Here is a 15,466-nt window from a genome sequence, read left to right on the forward strand (position 1 = left end):
GTATGAGTAGGTTAATATAGCTAGATGACTTATCTCGATATAGTGAGAGTAAGAAGTCATGATTTAAGTTTTTTCTAGAATTATTTTTACAGTAGTACGATAAAAATATGATCAGTACAGTTAAGGAATAACACTGAATGAAACAGGTAGAATTTTATTTTGATTTGGGTAGCCCATATAGTTATTTAGGCTTTTATCAGATTCAAAAAATTGCAAAACAAAATCAAGCACAAGTGATCTGGAAGCCGATCTTGCTTGGTGGCATTTTTAAAGCCACAGGGAACAGCAGTCCAATGGCTGTGCCAGCAAAAGCCAGTTATTCGATGATCGATATGGGGCGTTGGTCAAAACTCTGGAATATTCCAATACAAATGAATCCCTATTTTCCAATTAATACTTTAAATCTGATGCGCGTGATTACAGCAGTTCAGCTTTATCAAGCTGAAAAATTCTTAACAGTGTTAAACGCTTTATTTGATGCAATGTTTGGGCATCCGCGTAATTTAAATGATATCAATGAATTTATTACCTTGCTTCAATCATTGGGTTTTAGTACAGAGCAGGTTCAAACTTGGCTTTCAGATGAACAGGTTAAAGCCCAACTAAAAAATATCACAGAAGAAGCCATTGGGCGTGGTGTTTTTGGTGCACCGACATGGTTTATTGGAGATGAAATGTTTTGGGGTGTTGATCATCTTCACTTTGTTGAGATGGAATTGGCTTAATCTTGATAAATACGCTTTTAAACTCTGATTCTATTGTTTAGATGCTAGCAGGAGAGAATCGAGTTGTGTTGTACCTTGCCATGCAGCACAGCTATTCTATACAAAGCAAAACTACATTGAATCAGCAAAATATTTGATGAACAAACACGAATCAAAAATATAATAGATTAAACATAATAATGCTGTAATAGTGCAAGGATCAGTGCCAAAGTAAATACGGATAAAAGTGTTTGCATGCTGATGCTTGCCGCCATTAATTGATGATCGCCGTTTAATAGTTTGGTTAAGATATATGCGGAAGATGCGGTTGGGATAGAAAAGAAAATCATGATAGCAATCACGGCGGCATGACTTAGCTCAAAAAACTGCAAACAGATAAAGGCAATAAGCGGGATCAGCAATAATCTGATTAGGCTAATGAGCAAAGACTTATTCAGATAAATTCTGAGGGTCGAAAATTGAATTGCTGTTCCTACACATAATAAGCCTAACATCAGACTACTACTTGAAAAAGCATTTAACAGATTTGCAAAGCCAGACCAAATAGGGATGTTTAAAAGATTAAATGTAATTCCCAATATACAAGAGCTGATCAGTGGGTTTTTGATTAAAGACCAGAATATATTTTTAATGTTCAGTTGATCTTTATCTGTCAGAGAAAGGATCGAAATAACATTAACCAAGGGAATTGCTATAGCAAGGATATTTACCAAGATACTTTTGATTTCAGCATGATTGAGTGTCGTGGCAATCGAGAGTCCGAGATAGGTATTAAAACGAATCAAGCTTTGGACATATACACCGATCTGGGCAATAGGTGTTCGGTTTAACTTTGCAAACAGATAAACGCCAGCAATGATCATGGCCATAATTAAAAAAATGACTGTAAGAATACTGTCGAGATGCCCCATATTCATATCTGCATTTGCAAGAGAACTAAACAATAAGGCTGGAAATAAAATATAGTAATTTAGCTTTTCTGCGCCATTCCAGAATTTTTCATCAAGTATATGTGACTGGAAAAGATAAAAACCTAAACCAATCAGGGCGATGGATGGGAAAAGAATAGTAATCATTTGTAGCATGATGAACGCTCTATGCAGAACCTAATTCGACCAAGTCCCACCCACTGATTTTTTCATCTGTAAGCTAAACCCAAGTAAATTTTAATCAAGAATATGACTTATGCCTATTCATGGTAAAATGAGTCTTTACTCATGGATAGAGTGGCGATGACATTTACTCAACTGACTATTTTTGCCGTGTTAGCTGAACAGAAAAGCTTTACTGTTACAGCTCAGCGTTTGCAAATTTCTCAATCTGCGATTTCTCATGCAATTAAATGCTTAGAACAAGATTGGTCGGTCACATTGTTTTATCGCAATCATAATGAAGTTGAGTTAACTGAATCTGGCATACGGCTTTTAGTGCATGTGAAAGAAATTTTGAATATTTCTAATGTACTAAAACAAGAAATCTCCGATATACAAGGATTTCATTCTGGAACTTTAAGAATTGGATCTTTTGGTGCTTCATCTTCTAATGTACTTATTCCCTTAATTCTAGAAAAATTTAGTTTAAAATATCCAAATATTGAAGTGTTTATTAAAGAAGGAACGGATAAAGATATTACTCAATGGATTCATGATCGTACTATTGATGTTGGATTTGTAGTTTTACCCGAAGAACGCTTTGATACTTTTCCTGTGATTGAGGATATTTTTGTAGCACTTATTCCAAAGTCCTATGCACGATCACAGCAAAGTGCAGTTCGATTGGATGAATTGGCAGAATATCCTTTTTTAATGACCTCAGCAGGCAGTCAAAACCATGTCACAGAGATGTTTAGAAAAGCCAATCTGAGTCCAAAAATTAAATGTTATTTTTCTCAAATTTTGACCATTATTAATATGGTTAACAATGGTGCAGGTGTTTCAATTGTTGCTGATATGGCATTGAATAAAGAGTTAATGACACTGTTTCCCAATGTGCAAAAATTACCTTTATCACCCAATATTAAGCGGTCTATTAGTCTGGCAGTGAAGAATAAAAAACAGATGAGTCCAATTACGCAGGCATTTATTGATATTGCACAAATGGTTTAGCATTTTATCGTGAACGTTTCGCAGAAGAATAAATGACGAGTCTAAACACAGCATGAATGATTTGATTTGTAAATTCATAGAACGTCCTAAAACAGCATTTATACTATGTGGCTGTGTTGCTAACCTATCCTTATGGGCAATTAGTCATATCAAAAGTTTTAGTATTTTATGGGTAATATGCTTCTTTGTTTTTACCGCATTTTCTGCATTGTTTTTGTCTGTTTATTTGATGGAATTTGTTGAGAAAAAACCAAGATACAAGATCTACTTTCAACTGTTGTTTTATATACTTTTGATCATTTTATATTTAGCATTGAATACTTATAAATCTGTTTTAGATCAGAAATTTCTTCCACAAAGTTTAGTGATGTCTGTGATTGTGTTTTTCACAATGTTATTGATGATGAATTTAAGAGTCGTGGTTGGATATAGTTTCGAACATATTAAAATGTTATGGAAAAGACCTAAATAATTTTGCTGCTGATCTCAGTATATCTGTTTGAACGCATTGGTTTATTCAACTAAACAAACAATACGAAACAGGCAATAAAGGAATGTGTTGATGAATTTAGAAACATTACAAAGGCAAATTTGCAAAAAATATGAATCAAAATATATGGAATTTAATCTGTCGGATAGGGTTGCAATTGCATTACAGAGTCTAGGCCAACAACCGATTTATGCAGTTCGAGTTGCGCTTAAAAAACAAGACAATGTTTCTTGGTTTATTCACTGTGGAGAATATTCTTCAGCTGATGATTTTTATCAACCGCTGCATGCCTCACATTTACAGCAATATTTACCTGAAATTTTACCTTATTTGGCGCTTGAGCACGGTTATCATGTCATTATTGATAAGCATGGCTATGAAGATGTTTGGATGAATCCAACAACCGACTAAATTTAGCGAATCATCGCAATCTGTATAAAATAATGAATGAATTGAGAGTTATAAGGATTAAACAGCATCTTAATCATGACTAAAAAAAGCGAACCGAAGTTCACTTTTTTAAAGTGTAAATCAACTATAGAACTTAGAAGAAGCCCATTGCTTTGGTTGAATAGCTAACCAATAAATTCTTGGTTTGTTGATAATGATCAAGCATCATCTTGTGGTTTTCACGGCCAATACCAGATTTCTTATAACCACCAAATGCTGCATGTGCAGGGTAGATATGGTAGCAGTTGGTCCATACACGACCAGCTTCAATCGCACGACCCGCACGATAAGAGGTATGCGCAGAACGAGACCATACACCAGCGCCTAAGCCATACATCGTATCATTGGCAATTCTGATTGCATCATCATAATCTTTAAATGTTGCTACAGAGAGAACTGGTCCAAAAATTTCTTCTTGGAAAATCTTCATACTGTTGTCGCCTTTGAAAATGGTAGGTTCAATATAGAAACCTTGACCGACTTCCTGACGATCGCCGCCCCCTGTAAGCAGTTGAGCACCTTCAGCACGACCTGTTGCAATACAACCCAAGATTTTGTCTTGTTGCTCTTGAGATGCCTGAGCACCAATCATGGTGTCTGTGTCTAAAGGATGTCCAGTTTTGATGCGTTTTACACGTTCAACTGCCATTTCAAGGAATTTATCTGCAATACTTTCTTGAACCAATGCACGTGATGGGCAAGTACATACTTCACCTTGGTTTAATGCGAACATGGCAAAGCCTTCAAGCGCTTTGTCTAAATAATCATCATCTTTATCCATGACATCTTCAAAGAAAATGTTTGGTGATTTACCACCAAGCTCAAGCGTTACAGGAATAATATTTTCAGTTGCATATTGCATGATCATTTGACCAACCGCAGTAGAACCTGTAAAGGCAATTTTAGCAATACGTGGATTGGTAGCCAGTGGGCGACCCACTTCAACGCCGTAACCATTGACAATATTTAAAACGCCTGGCGGTAAAATATCTTGAATGAGTTCTGCAACTACTAAAATACTTGATGGTGTTTGTTCAGCAGGTTTAAGTACAATACAGTTACCCGCTGCAAGTGCTGGTGCAAGTTTCCATGCTGCCATAAGAATAGGGAAATTCCATGGAATGATCTGACCCACTACACCTAAAGGTTCATGGAAGTGGTAAGCAATGGTATCTTCATCAATTTCAGAGATACCACCTTCTTGTGCACGTAAACAACCTGCAAAATAACGGAAATGGTCAATTGCTAAAGGAATATCGGCTGCCAATGTTTCACGAATTGGCTTACCATTTTCCCATGTTTCTGCAACCGCCAGTAATTCTAAATTTTCTTCTAAACGATCTGCTATTTTCAGTAGTACATTTGAACGTGTTGTTGGAGATGCTTTGTTCCATGAAGCTTTGGCTTTATGTGCTGCATCTAATGCAAGTTCGATATCTTCCGCGGAAGAACGTGGAATTTTGGTAAAGGCTTTACCATCTACAGGAGAGACATTATCAAAATATTGCCCTTTAACCGGTGCTACCCATTTGCCATCAATAAAGTTTTCATATTGGGCTTTGAACTGTACTTTTGAACCAGGCTGATTTGGATCTACATAACGCATAAGAGTATCCCTTTACTTATATTCATGATCATTCATGATGTGTTTAATATGGCATGTATGAACAATGATTGTTTACATGATGGATTGAGCATAGAGAGTCAAAGGTAGGGAAAAGGTTGGATGAAATCCTAGAGTCATTTGCGCTATGCTTTAATCTTTGGCAATATTTTCTTGTTTATTAGAAAATTGCTAAATATTGGAAAAAATTGGTTTTATTCTACAGCTTTGGTATGAGTTGTGTTGACTCAGGTTAAGCTCACTATGTTAATGTGCTAGAATAATTTATAAGCAGGTCCGCTGGATAAAAACAACAGAGAAAGGATAGGATATTTTTTAACGAATTACAGAGGAAGTAGCGTATGTTAAGCCAACAAGAGTTATCAAATAAACGGAGTTTAATTGAGCAGTTACGCCAAAGCAGTAGTTTGTCTTTAAAACATGCTGATCAACTCGGACAGAGTATTGCAAGTTCATGGCAACGTTCCAACTCAGCTGCGATTCCCAAAGATCGTGATGCTGCACCTTTGATGAATGTAAAACAAGAAAGAAAAACGCTGTTAGAAAAAGCAATAGAACATTGTCGGGATGAATTAACTCATATCGCAGAACAGTCAGCAATGGTTGCTGCAGTAGGGGATATCGGTAGTACTATTATTTGGTCAGCCGCAAGTGGGCAAATGCGCAATGCTGCAGAACGTGTCCATTTTATTGCTGGTGGACAATGGCGTGAAGATTTGGTGGGAACTAATGCTTTGGCACTGTCATTAAAAACCCAACAATCCAGTTGTGTGTTTTCCAACGAGCATTTTATGTCTTCTGTGCATGACTGGGTTTGTTATGCCTCTCCAATTATAGATCCATATTCCAAACAAGTTTTAGGGGTCATTGATCTTTCAACCACATGGAATCATCACAATAGTTTGGGATTATTGGCGGCTGAGCGCTGTGCCTCGATTATTCAATCGGCATTGCTAGAGTTTCAACAACAACATTTATTTATCCGTGCTTTTGCTGTGCCACAAGTGTTGTTCAATGGCAAGATTGTGGTATTGACACCACGACAAATTGAAATTTTGACCATTCTTGCGTTGTGCCCTCAAGGGATGAATCTGGAAAATTTACATCAAGCGTTGTATGGTGAACGAAAAGTGAGTGTCGGCACATTAAAAGCAGAAATGTCGCAGTTGCGTGATATCTTGGGCGGCATGCTGGGTTCACGGCCTTATCGTTTATTGGCACATGTTGAAGCAGATTTCTTGCAAGCAGAGAATGCTTTAGATGCGGGTTATACCGAATCCGCTTTAAAATTATGTAAAGGTGTATTTTTAGCTAAAACCGAAAGTCCTTTTTTATCTGCATGGCGAGACTGCCTCGAATCACGCCTAAGTGAAGCGATTTTTAAAGCCAATGAAACAGATGCTTTATTAAAACACCTTGCACATTTTCCAGAAGCGATTGATGCCGTTGAACGTCTAATTGAACTTACACCAGACGGGCATCCTGCTCATCAAATTCTAATGAAATATAAAGATGAGCATTGATTTTGCAGGATACTTTTAACTGATCATTTGCTTGCAAAGAAAAATGGATTTGAGCCTTTAAGGTTGCTTTTGAGCTAACCATGAAAAAAGTTGATGATAAACTTCTCTTCTGACTTCTGGTGCCGATAAAACCAAGTCATGTAGTCCATTTTGAATGGTCATGACATTAACATCGCCCTGTATTTTACCTGCATCTCTGACGATGTCTTTGACCTCTAAAATAACATCAGTGCTTTGAGCATCTCGGTTAAATTTCTTAGGATAGGTTGTTCTGTGAGAATGCATCACTAAGGTTGGTACATTGATCTGTACACCTGCATGAATTTCTTTTTGCGCTTCAAAAATTGCATGCACAAAGCTTAAATATACTTTGGGGTAAGTTGGTTTTTTCCACTCTAAGCTGAAATCCCATTCGCCTTGCAAATCTTTATGCAGACTGGTGACATACCATTTATTTAATTCACTTGGAAACTTTAAATTAGGTAAGCGTTTGCCCATTGCGCTGAGTTTGGGGAGGGCTAATTTTTTCTTCCAAGCAGGCATATTAAAGTCATAAAAAGGACTATTGCACCATAAGGCTTGAATAAGGGGATGTTGTGGATAATGTGCTGCATATAATGTTGCGATCAATCCACCTGTAGAATGTCCTGCCAGTAACACCTCAGTGTGGCCTTCCTGACCAATAATCTTTAATGCTTGCGTGATTTCTTCATCATATTCATTCAAATTTAGAACATAATAATATTTTTGATGTGGTAGGTAAGAACGACCATATTTTCTTAAATCAAGTGCATAAAAATCATAATCATGTTGATTAAATTGTTCAGCCATTTCTGTTTGAAAGAAATAATCGATAAAACCATGGATATAGAGCACCGCTTTCTTGGTCGCTTGAGCTGCTTGTTTACGTACCAAAGTCGCAATGACTTTACCATCATAGTCATTTGGTAAGTTTAAGGTTAGTTTTTCATAACCCGTACCAAGGGTATCAGGTTGATATTCAATAGATTGAGTGGTCATAGCGTATTCCTGAATTTTATAGAAAAATGAAATCCGAAAAATTACAGATAGTCTTTTACCAGCGCATAGGATTCATCATATAGTTTTTGTGCCAACTTTATATCTTTGGCCCTGCCTGATTTAAACGCTGGAGTTTGTAAACTCACATAATCACCATTTCGCTTTTCCCATGACGGATCAAAAGCAATTTTTTTAATTAATTCGGCAGGCTTAGATGGTGGAATAAGACCAAGTTTAATGATTGCATATTGCCATTTGGGTAATTCACGATAAATCTCAGAATCTACGCCACCTGGATGTAATGCATTGCTGGTGACATGACTTCCATATAGTTGTTTGGCGAGGATATTACTAAAGAGCAGATTAGCTAATTTACTATTGCCATAGCTCAAAACACCATTGTATTTCTTCACTTGATCCGCGTTAAAGTTTTCAGGTTGGATACGACCTAAAAGATGCATCATTGAAGCCAAATGAATTACACGACCTTGTTGGGCTTTTTGAACCAATGGAAGAAGTTTCAATGTCCAAAGAAAAGGCCCCAGATAATTTACCCCAAACTGTTTTTCAAAACCATCAGCTGTGGCCTCAAGATCAGGTGTCATCATGCCAGCATTGTTGACTAATACATCAATTTTTTCATATTTAGCAATAATTTCATTGGCTGCTTGGTTAATTTGTTCAAGACTATTTAAATCAAGGTGAATTACGTCTACTTGACCTGTACCGAATGACTCTAAATGTTGCTGTGCTGTTTTGGCTTTTTCTAGATTACGACAAGCAATGATCACATGGTGACCATCCTTAATAAAGGTTTCTGCAGTTGCAAGCCCGATTCCGGTATTTGCACCCGTGATGATGATGGTTTTACTTGTTGTTGTCATTGCTGAAATAATCCGCTGATGTTTTAAGCATCATAGTCATAGATTGTGACTTTATCAATATATCTGACAATAATGATTGTCATTTTTTATAAGCGTATAAAAAAGGAATATTACCAAAGTAATATTCCTGAGTATCAAGCACACTTCATTGTATTTGGCCTAAAAGGTTCTAAGGCTGAGTAGAACGAAAGCGGATCATTTTACATTGCTGATTCAAAAATTTTAATGACTTGAGCATCAGTTGCTTTACGTGGATTGGTCAACATACAGGCATCTTTTTGCGCATTTGAGGTCATCACTGCATGATCTTCCGCTTTGACACCCAGTTCAGCTAAGCCAGAAGGGATACCAATAGATGATGATAACGCACGAATTGCATCAATCGCAGCAAAGGCAGCCTCAGTAACGGTTAAACCCTCAGTATTGACACCCATTAATTGGGCAATTTTTGCATAACGGTTTGGGCAGGCGATTAAGTTAAACTCACACACATGCGGTAATAGAATTGCATTACATACGCCGTGTGGAAGGTTATAGAAGCCACCTAATTGATGAGCCATTGCATGTACATAACCTAAAGACGCATTGTTAAATGCCATACCTGCTAAATATTGTGCATATGCCATTGCATCACGTGCTTCAAGATTTTCGCCATTGGCAACAGCAGGGCTTAACCATTCGCTAATCATTGAAATGGCTTTTTCTGCACATGCATCAGTAATTGGGTTTGCAGCAGTTGAAACATAAGCTTCTACAGCATGAGTTAAAGCATCCATACCCGTTGCAGCAGTTAAAGCAGCAGGTTTTGCAATCATGAGTTTAGGATCATCAATTGCAACAAGCGGTGTACAACGCCAATCAACAATTGCCATTTTTACATGGGTATCAGTATTGGTGATAATACAGAAACGAGTCATTTCGGAAGCAGTTCCTGCTGTCGTATTGATTGCGACAAGCGGTGTCATTGGGACTTTACTTTGATCAATCCCTTCATAATCACGAATATGACCGCCACCTGCGGTAACTAAGCCGATTCCTTTTGCACAGTCATGAGAAGAGCCACCGCCTAAAGACACAATAAAGTCACAACCATTATTGTTATATTCGTTTACGCCATTATGTACGTTAATGTCTGTCGGGTTTGGTTCCGCCCCAGGAAAAATATGACTGTCTACCCCAGCATCTTTAAGATATCCAACAATAATGTCTGCAACACCAAATTTGAATAAGCCGGCATCAGTGACGATGAGGGCTTTTTTTGCCCCTAAATTTTGTGCTTTAGCACCGACTTCTTTGGCACAACCTGGACCAAAAAGTGAGACGCAAGGGATGTAAAAACCGTTTGTTTGATCTGCTATATTTTTAAAAGCCATGGTGCGATTCCTTCTACCATTGTTATTTCATCATTCCAGAAAGGTGATGTTCACCTTGAGGTTGAGTATCTGTTTTGAGGGCTAGATTGAATACCTACTAAACACCTACCAAACTTTAATAATGCAAACCTTAAACTAAGTATTTGATATTTTTATTTAAAATAAAGTAGTGAAGTTTTTCTTTATAATTTTTAAGGTGAAAATTATATTTGAACGTGAGTTTTGATTAAAAAGTACAAAAAGCTATTTTGTTGGGTGTTTTTTGCTCTAACAATTCATTTTATTTTTAAAAAGTGAATCGTTGAGTTTAATTTCGGGCATACATTTTAAAATCCATCAAAATAGAATGAATTATCAATTTATGAGAATGTGTATTGATAATTAAAAAGTTAAAATTATGTGAAAAATTTGATATTTATATAATAGTTCAGCATGGGCTTAAATAGACTTTTTAAATATACCTTTACTGTTAAATTATGCTAAATGATAAAAATAAAACAATGATATATATCATTAATAAGTAGTATAAAAAATTTAAAAATAAAATTACCTATATTTTTTACGGCTGAGTGAAAATGCTATTGATCAGAATTTTATACATAAAGATTGTTTTTTATGTATGTTTTTTAAACAGGTTGCCACGGTTCGGTAATCTCATATTTTAAGGATAAAAAATGAAAAAAATATTAACGTTAAAAAATATTGTCATAACAAGTTCATTGTTCGCGATTACCAGCATGAGTTTTGCGGGGGAGTATAAACGCTTTTCAGTATCTGCAGGTTGGTTACATGTTATGCCTCAGGGAAAAGCCAATCCCTTTAATATTAATACCAGTGTTAAAAATGGTACCAACGCAACAGTCGGAAGTATCTCTACAACCAGTTTTTTAAACTCAGTTGATCCTAATGCTATGGGGGAAGACTTAGGCGGAGTACCATTTAATCAGAAAGAGGTTTTAACTGAATTTCTCAATGATGCATTTATGCAAACCCTATTGACCGATGGTAAGGGTAATATTTTGCCAGAGGTCGCAGGAACAGCAAATATTCATGGCTTGGAAAATTGGCAAGCTAAGGGAACAGGGCTTGAAGTCGATGATGTAGATACCCTTGGTATGATGTTAAATTATTACATTAATGACAATGTTTCCTTGCAACTCATTGGTGGAATTCCTCCAAAAGTTGATATTAAAGGTAAAGGGGAAATCTTGGCACCCCTCACCGGATTAGCCACCTCGCCAAGTGACCTAGTCGGAATTTTATTTCCAGATGGTATAGATTTAAACCAAGCAATTCCAATCACCAATTTAGGCAACAAATCTAAAGCAGCTTCAGTCCGTGCATGGACACCAGCGCTTGAAGCGCAATATCAGTTTGGTCAGTCTGGTGTCAATAAATTGCGTCCATATATTGGGGTAGGGGTGATGTACTCTCATTTTACTGATATTAAATTGAACTCACAGATCAAAAGTGATCTGGTCGCAGCGGGACACATGATTCAAAACGTTTTAGATGGAAAAGCAGGGGCTGCGTTGGATGGCAAACCTTCCAGTGCAAATACTTATGTAAGGGTTAAAACGACTGATGCAATTGCACCTATTGTAAGTCTGGGTGCTACTTATGACATTAATGAAAACTGGTTTGGTGTGGCTTCTGTTTCTTATGCCAAGCTCAACAATCAGGCTAAGATTGATGTTGTTGATGCTAAGACTGGTAAGCGACTGATTAATTCAACGACAAAAGTTGATATAGATCCATTGATTACTTATGTTGGTGTAGGGTATCGCTTCTAAAATCAACACTATTTTCCCTAAGAATAGTGAAGATTTTAAATGGTTAGCTTCGGCTAACCATTTTTTATGTTGAGCAGAATGGTCTATGCAAATTTTTTTAGCTAGATGTAGATTGATGAGCAATAAAAAAGCATCCTAAATGGATGCTTTTTTGAGAGTATTGTACAAATCAGAGAATTTATTTCTCTACGATTGCAGTTACACCTTGACCACCAGCAGCACAAATCGAAATAAGTACACGACCTGAACCTTTTTGATTAATCAATTTTGCAGCAGTTGCCAAAATGCGACCACCTGTTGCTGCAAATGGATGACCAGCAGCTAAAGAAGAACCTTTAACATTGAGTTTGCTACGGTCAATTGAGCCCAATGGTGCATCTAGCCCTAAACGTTCTTTACAGAACTTAGGATCTTCCCATGCTTTTAAGGTAGAAAGAACTTGTGATGCAAAAGCTTCATGAATCTCATAGTAATCGAAGTCTTGAAGCTTAATACCTGCACGAGCCAACATACGTGGAACAGCATAAGCAGGCGCCATCAATAAACCTTCTTTCTTATTCACAAAATCTACCGCAGCAGTTTCAGTGAATGTTAAGTAGGCAAGGACTTCATGACCATTTGCTTTAGCCCATTCTTCAGAGGCTAATAGAACAACTGAAGCACCGTCTGTAAGTGGGGTAGAGTTACCTGCAGTCATTGTTGCAGTATCACCTTTACCAAATGCAGGTTTAAGCTTAGCCAATTTTTCAACTGAAGAATCAGGACGCAAGTTATTGTCTTTGTCTAGACCCATAAACGGCGTGATCAAATCATCGAAGAAGCCTTCATCATATGCTTTGGCCATTTTTTGATGTGAAGATGCAGCAAGTTCATCTTGAGCTTCACGCGGAATACCCCATTCTAAAGCAGTAATCGCTTGGTGATCACCCATAGATAAACCAGTACGAGGTTCACCATTTTTTGGTGCATCCATCAAGTCTTTAACATTGATTTTAGCTAAAGCTTTTAAACGGTCTTTACCTGTTTTTGCAATGTTTAATTCAAGCAATGCTTTACGTAAGCCGTCACCAAATGCGATTGGTGCATCAGAGGTAGTATCTACACCACCAGCAATACCCACTTCAATTTGGCCTAATGCAATTTTGTTTGCAACAAGGAAAGCTGCTTGTAAGCCAGTACCACATGCTTGTTGAATATCATAAGCAGGGGTTTCAGGCGCAAGTTGAGTATTTAAAACACATTCACGTGTCATGTTGAAATCACGGCTATGTTTTAGAACTGCACCAGCAACCACTTCACCTAAACGTTGACCTTGAAGGTTAAAACGTTCAATTAAACCGTTTAAAGACGCAGTAAGCATGTCAATGTTTGACGCTCGGAAATAAGGGCCATTTGAACGTGCAAAAGGAATACGGTTACCGCCAATAATTGCTACGCGACGTACAGTGTTTTGACTCATAATTTTATCCTGCTGACCAGAAGTTTGAGTTTTAGAAGATGAAGATGTTGTAACTTTTTTTGCCGTCGATGCAGTTGCTTTGCTACGTGAAGCAGCTGCTGGTGCACGAGTCGGTTTTTTAGTCGTGTTGGCTGCATTGGCATTTGTAGAATTTGTGTTGCTACTTTTACTCGTACGAGTACGAGGTTTTGATGTATTTGACACAGTTTCTTGTACAGTGCTTTCAGCGTTCGAATTTTCTTGAGTTGTTTTGCTCATAAGGCTTTTCCAAGCATGTTCGCAATATTCTTAGGGCTTACATTAACATAATTGGCTATGACTCGAATTGACTATAATGACATTTGCATATTCTTTCAGGTCAAGTCATCATTTTGGCAACTCAAGTATGATTTAACTGAAACTTATGGGTCATAGAGATGATAGCGTTGTTGACGATTCCTCTAAGCCTTGCGTGAAGAATAACGCAAGGCATTTAAGAAAGCGCAACACAGCTAAATATCTGAGATTATACTGAAGTTAAAAGATAGCTTAAGCCCATACAAAATTAATTTGATGAGAGATAAGAAACATGTCTGACCAATACCAAGCATTTGCTAAATCTCCAATTGGTAAATTTGTCATAAAAAATTTAGGTTTACCATCACCAATCCAGCTAGACCGCTTTGAGTCAGCCACTCCTGTCGTTAAAGGTGCTGTATTATTTGGTGCAGCGCCAAATAGTCATTTTACTAGTGAAGTTGCGCAGGTTCTTAGTAATATTCATGCCAATACTTATGCAGGGAATAATGCTGAGTTACAACAAGCTGCTGCAAAATCTGGTTTGAATGTGGGTGCTTTTAATGAAGGTGATAAAGAATCAAAATTCAAAGCAGTGGTATTTGATGCATCAGGTATCCAAAATTCAGAACAATTACATGAGCTACACAAGTTTTTTAATCCTGTTGCCCGTCAAATTGCAACATCAGGTCGTGTAATTATTATTGGTTTAACACCGGAAACTGCACCAACGATTAAACAAGCGATTGCACAACGTGCATTAGAAGGATTTGTTAAATCGGTTGGTAAAGAGTTTAAGAAAGGAATTGCTGCAGATCTTATTCTGGTTGATGCAGATGCTGCACAAAACTTAGAATCGAGTTTACGTTTTGCAATTTCTCCTCGTTCAGCATATGTATCGGGCCAAGTAATTCGTGTGTCTAAAGGTGATGTGATTGATATTGACTGGGCAAAACCGCTTGCTGGCAAAACTGCATTAGTAACAGGTGCAAGCCGTGGTATTGGTGAAGCGATTGCACATGTATTGGCACGTGATGGCGCACATGTAATTTGTTTGGATGTGCCACCACAACAAGCAGACCTTGACCGTGTTGCAAGTGAAATTGGTGGTTCTACACTCGCAATTGATATCACTGCTGCTGATGCTGGTGAAAAAATCAAAGCTGCGGCAGCTCAACAAGGTGGTTTAGATATTATCGTACATAATGCGGGTATTACACGTGATAAAACTTTGGCAAATATGAAGCCAGAGATGTGGGATTTGGTGATTAATATCAACTTATCTGCTGCTGAACGTATTAACGATTATTTATTGTCAAATGATGGATTAAATGCAAATGGTCGTATTGTTTGCGTATCTTCAATTTCAGGTATTGCAGGTAACTTAGGTCAAACCAACTATGCTGCATCAAAAGCGGGTGTCATTGGTTTGGTGAAATTCACTGCACCTGTACTAAAAAATGGTATTACCATTAATGCTGTAGCGCCGGGTTTCATTGAAACTCAAATGACCGCGGCAATTCCATTTGCAATCCGTGAAGCGGGTCGTCGTATGAACTCAATGAGTCAAGGTGGTTTACCTGTTGATGTTGCTGAAACAATTGCTTTATTTGCATCTACAGCATCTACAGGATTAAATGGTAATGTTGTGCGTGTTTGTGGTCAAAGCTTATTGGGTGCATAATCACGCATAAGTGAAGTCCTGTTTCGTTTAGGGGATTATTGCGAAGTGATTATTTAAGTA

12 protein-coding genes are annotated in these 15,466 nt (G+C 37.4%); 6 read left to right on the forward strand and 6 right to left on the reverse strand.

Going from position 1 to position 15,466, the window contains the following annotated elements:
- Positions 1-137: 137 nt before the first annotated feature.
- Positions 138-725 (forward strand): 2-hydroxychromene-2-carboxylate isomerase, encoded by a 588-nt coding sequence (locus ACG9ZL_RS07580; RefSeq protein ID WP_336954206.1) that lies wholly within the window; start codon positions 138-140, stop codon positions 723-725.
- 167 nt (positions 726-892) lie between these two features.
- Here ACG9ZL_RS07580 and ACG9ZL_RS07585 read toward each other — a convergent pair whose 3' ends face one another.
- On the reverse strand, positions 893-1,810 hold the full coding sequence (locus ACG9ZL_RS07585) for an AEC family transporter (protein WP_419359621.1): 918 nt from the start codon (positions 1,808-1,810) through the stop codon (positions 893-895).
- 147 nt (positions 1,811-1,957) lie between these two features.
- Between ACG9ZL_RS07585 and ACG9ZL_RS07590 the strand changes: the two genes are divergently transcribed.
- Both ACG9ZL_RS07590 and ACG9ZL_RS07595 read left to right on the forward strand, forming a co-directional pair.
- Positions 1,958-2,830, forward strand: a complete 873-nt coding sequence (locus ACG9ZL_RS07590) for a LysR family transcriptional regulator (protein WP_336954288.1) — start codon at positions 1,958-1,960, stop codon at positions 2,828-2,830.
- 562 nt (positions 2,831-3,392) lie between these two features.
- Complete coding sequence (locus ACG9ZL_RS07595) at positions 3,393-3,731, forward strand: immunity protein Imm33 domain-containing protein (RefSeq protein ID WP_336954202.1); 339 nt, start codon at positions 3,393-3,395, stop codon at positions 3,729-3,731.
- Between the two features lie 133 nt (positions 3,732-3,864).
- Here the strand turns inward: ACG9ZL_RS07595 and exaC are convergent, their stop codons facing one another.
- Entirely contained in the window at positions 3,865-5,376 is a 1,512-nt protein-coding gene (exaC, locus tag ACG9ZL_RS07600; RefSeq protein WP_004719517.1) for an acetaldehyde dehydrogenase ExaC, read from the reverse strand.
- 359 nt (positions 5,377-5,735) lie between these two features.
- On the opposite strand from exaC, the gene ACG9ZL_RS07605 reads away from it, so the two are divergent.
- A complete protein-coding gene (locus tag ACG9ZL_RS07605) occupies positions 5,736-6,917 on the forward strand; it encodes a sigma-54-dependent transcriptional regulator family protein (protein ID WP_336954201.1) in 1,182 nt (393 codons plus the stop codon).
- 57 nt (positions 6,918-6,974) lie between these two features.
- Here ACG9ZL_RS07605 and ACG9ZL_RS07610 read toward each other — a convergent pair whose 3' ends face one another.
- The 3 genes from ACG9ZL_RS07610 to mdh form a co-directional block, all read right to left on the reverse strand.
- Positions 6,975-7,937 carry an alpha/beta hydrolase gene (locus ACG9ZL_RS07610; protein WP_419327803.1) on the reverse strand — a complete coding sequence of 321 codons (963 nt, stop codon included), beginning with the start codon at positions 7,935-7,937 and terminating at the stop codon, positions 6,975-6,977.
- Between the two features lie 41 nt (positions 7,938-7,978).
- A complete protein-coding gene (locus ACG9ZL_RS07615; RefSeq protein WP_419359624.1) occupies positions 7,979-8,821 on the reverse strand; it encodes an SDR family oxidoreductase in 843 nt (280 codons plus the stop codon).
- Between the two features lie 200 nt (positions 8,822-9,021).
- The gene (gene mdh / locus ACG9ZL_RS07620) at positions 9,022-10,194 is read right to left on the reverse strand and encodes an iron-dependent methanol dehydrogenase (protein WP_419359626.1); all 1,173 of its coding nucleotides are present in this window, start codon (positions 10,192-10,194) and stop codon (positions 9,022-9,024) included.
- Between the two features lie 674 nt (positions 10,195-10,868).
- Between mdh and ACG9ZL_RS07625 the strand changes: the two genes are divergently transcribed.
- A complete protein-coding gene (locus ACG9ZL_RS07625; protein ID WP_419359628.1) occupies positions 10,869-11,987 on the forward strand; it encodes an OmpW/AlkL family protein in 1,119 nt (372 codons plus the stop codon).
- 178 nt (positions 11,988-12,165) lie between these two features.
- On the opposite strand, the gene ACG9ZL_RS07630 is transcribed toward ACG9ZL_RS07625, so the two are convergent.
- Complete coding sequence (locus tag ACG9ZL_RS07630; protein WP_336954196.1) at positions 12,166-13,704, reverse strand: acetyl-CoA C-acetyltransferase; 1,539 nt, start codon at positions 13,702-13,704, stop codon at positions 12,166-12,168.
- A 310-nt stretch (positions 13,705-14,014) separates the two neighbouring features.
- Here ACG9ZL_RS07630 and ACG9ZL_RS07635 point away from each other — a divergent pair, with 310 nt between their 5' ends.
- Entirely contained in the window at positions 14,015-15,406 is a 1,392-nt protein-coding gene (locus ACG9ZL_RS07635) for a 3-oxoacyl-ACP reductase (protein ID WP_419359631.1), read from the forward strand.
- Positions 15,407-15,466: the final 60 nt, after the last annotated feature.

The sequence above is a fragment of the Acinetobacter legionensis genome, from assembly GCF_048551735.1.
In the GTDB taxonomy this organism is placed as follows: Bacteria; Pseudomonadota; Gammaproteobacteria; order Pseudomonadales; family Moraxellaceae; genus Acinetobacter.

Bases quoted from the DNA above. Each gene is read 5' to 3' on its own strand.
- ACG9ZL_RS07630 (WP_336954196.1), bottom strand. From the start codon at position 13,704: ATGAGCAAAACAACTCAAGAAAATTCGAACGCTGAAAGCACTGTACAA.
- ACG9ZL_RS07595 (WP_336954202.1), top strand. From the start codon at position 3,393: ATGAATTTAGAAACATTACAAAGGCAAATTTGCAAAAAATATGAATCA.
- ACG9ZL_RS07580 (WP_336954206.1), top strand. From the start codon at position 138: ATGAAACAGGTAGAATTTTATTTTGATTTGGGTAGCCCATATAGTTAT.
- ACG9ZL_RS07610 (WP_419327803.1), bottom strand. From the start codon at position 7,937: ATGACCACTCAATCTATTGAATATCAACCTGATACCCTTGGTACGGGT.
- ACG9ZL_RS07625 (WP_419359628.1), top strand. From the start codon at position 10,869: ATGAAAAAAATATTAACGTTAAAAAATATTGTCATAACAAGTTCATTG.
- ACG9ZL_RS07585 (WP_419359621.1), bottom strand. From the start codon at position 1,810: ATGCTACAAATGATTACTATTCTTTTCCCATCCATCGCCCTGATTGGT.
- ACG9ZL_RS07590 (WP_336954288.1), top strand. From the start codon at position 1,958: ATGACATTTACTCAACTGACTATTTTTGCCGTGTTAGCTGAACAGAAA.
- ACG9ZL_RS07635 (WP_419359631.1), top strand. From the start codon at position 14,015: ATGTCTGACCAATACCAAGCATTTGCTAAATCTCCAATTGGTAAATTT.
- ACG9ZL_RS07615 (WP_419359624.1), bottom strand. From the start codon at position 8,821: ATGACAACAACAAGTAAAACCATCATCATCACGGGTGCAAATACCGGA.
- exaC (WP_004719517.1), bottom strand. From the start codon at position 5,376: ATGCGTTATGTAGATCCAAATCAGCCTGGTTCAAAAGTACAGTTCAAA.
- mdh (WP_419359626.1), bottom strand. From the start codon at position 10,194: ATGGCTTTTAAAAATATAGCAGATCAAACAAACGGTTTTTACATCCCT.
- ACG9ZL_RS07605 (WP_336954201.1), top strand. From the start codon at position 5,736: ATGTTAAGCCAACAAGAGTTATCAAATAAACGGAGTTTAATTGAGCAG.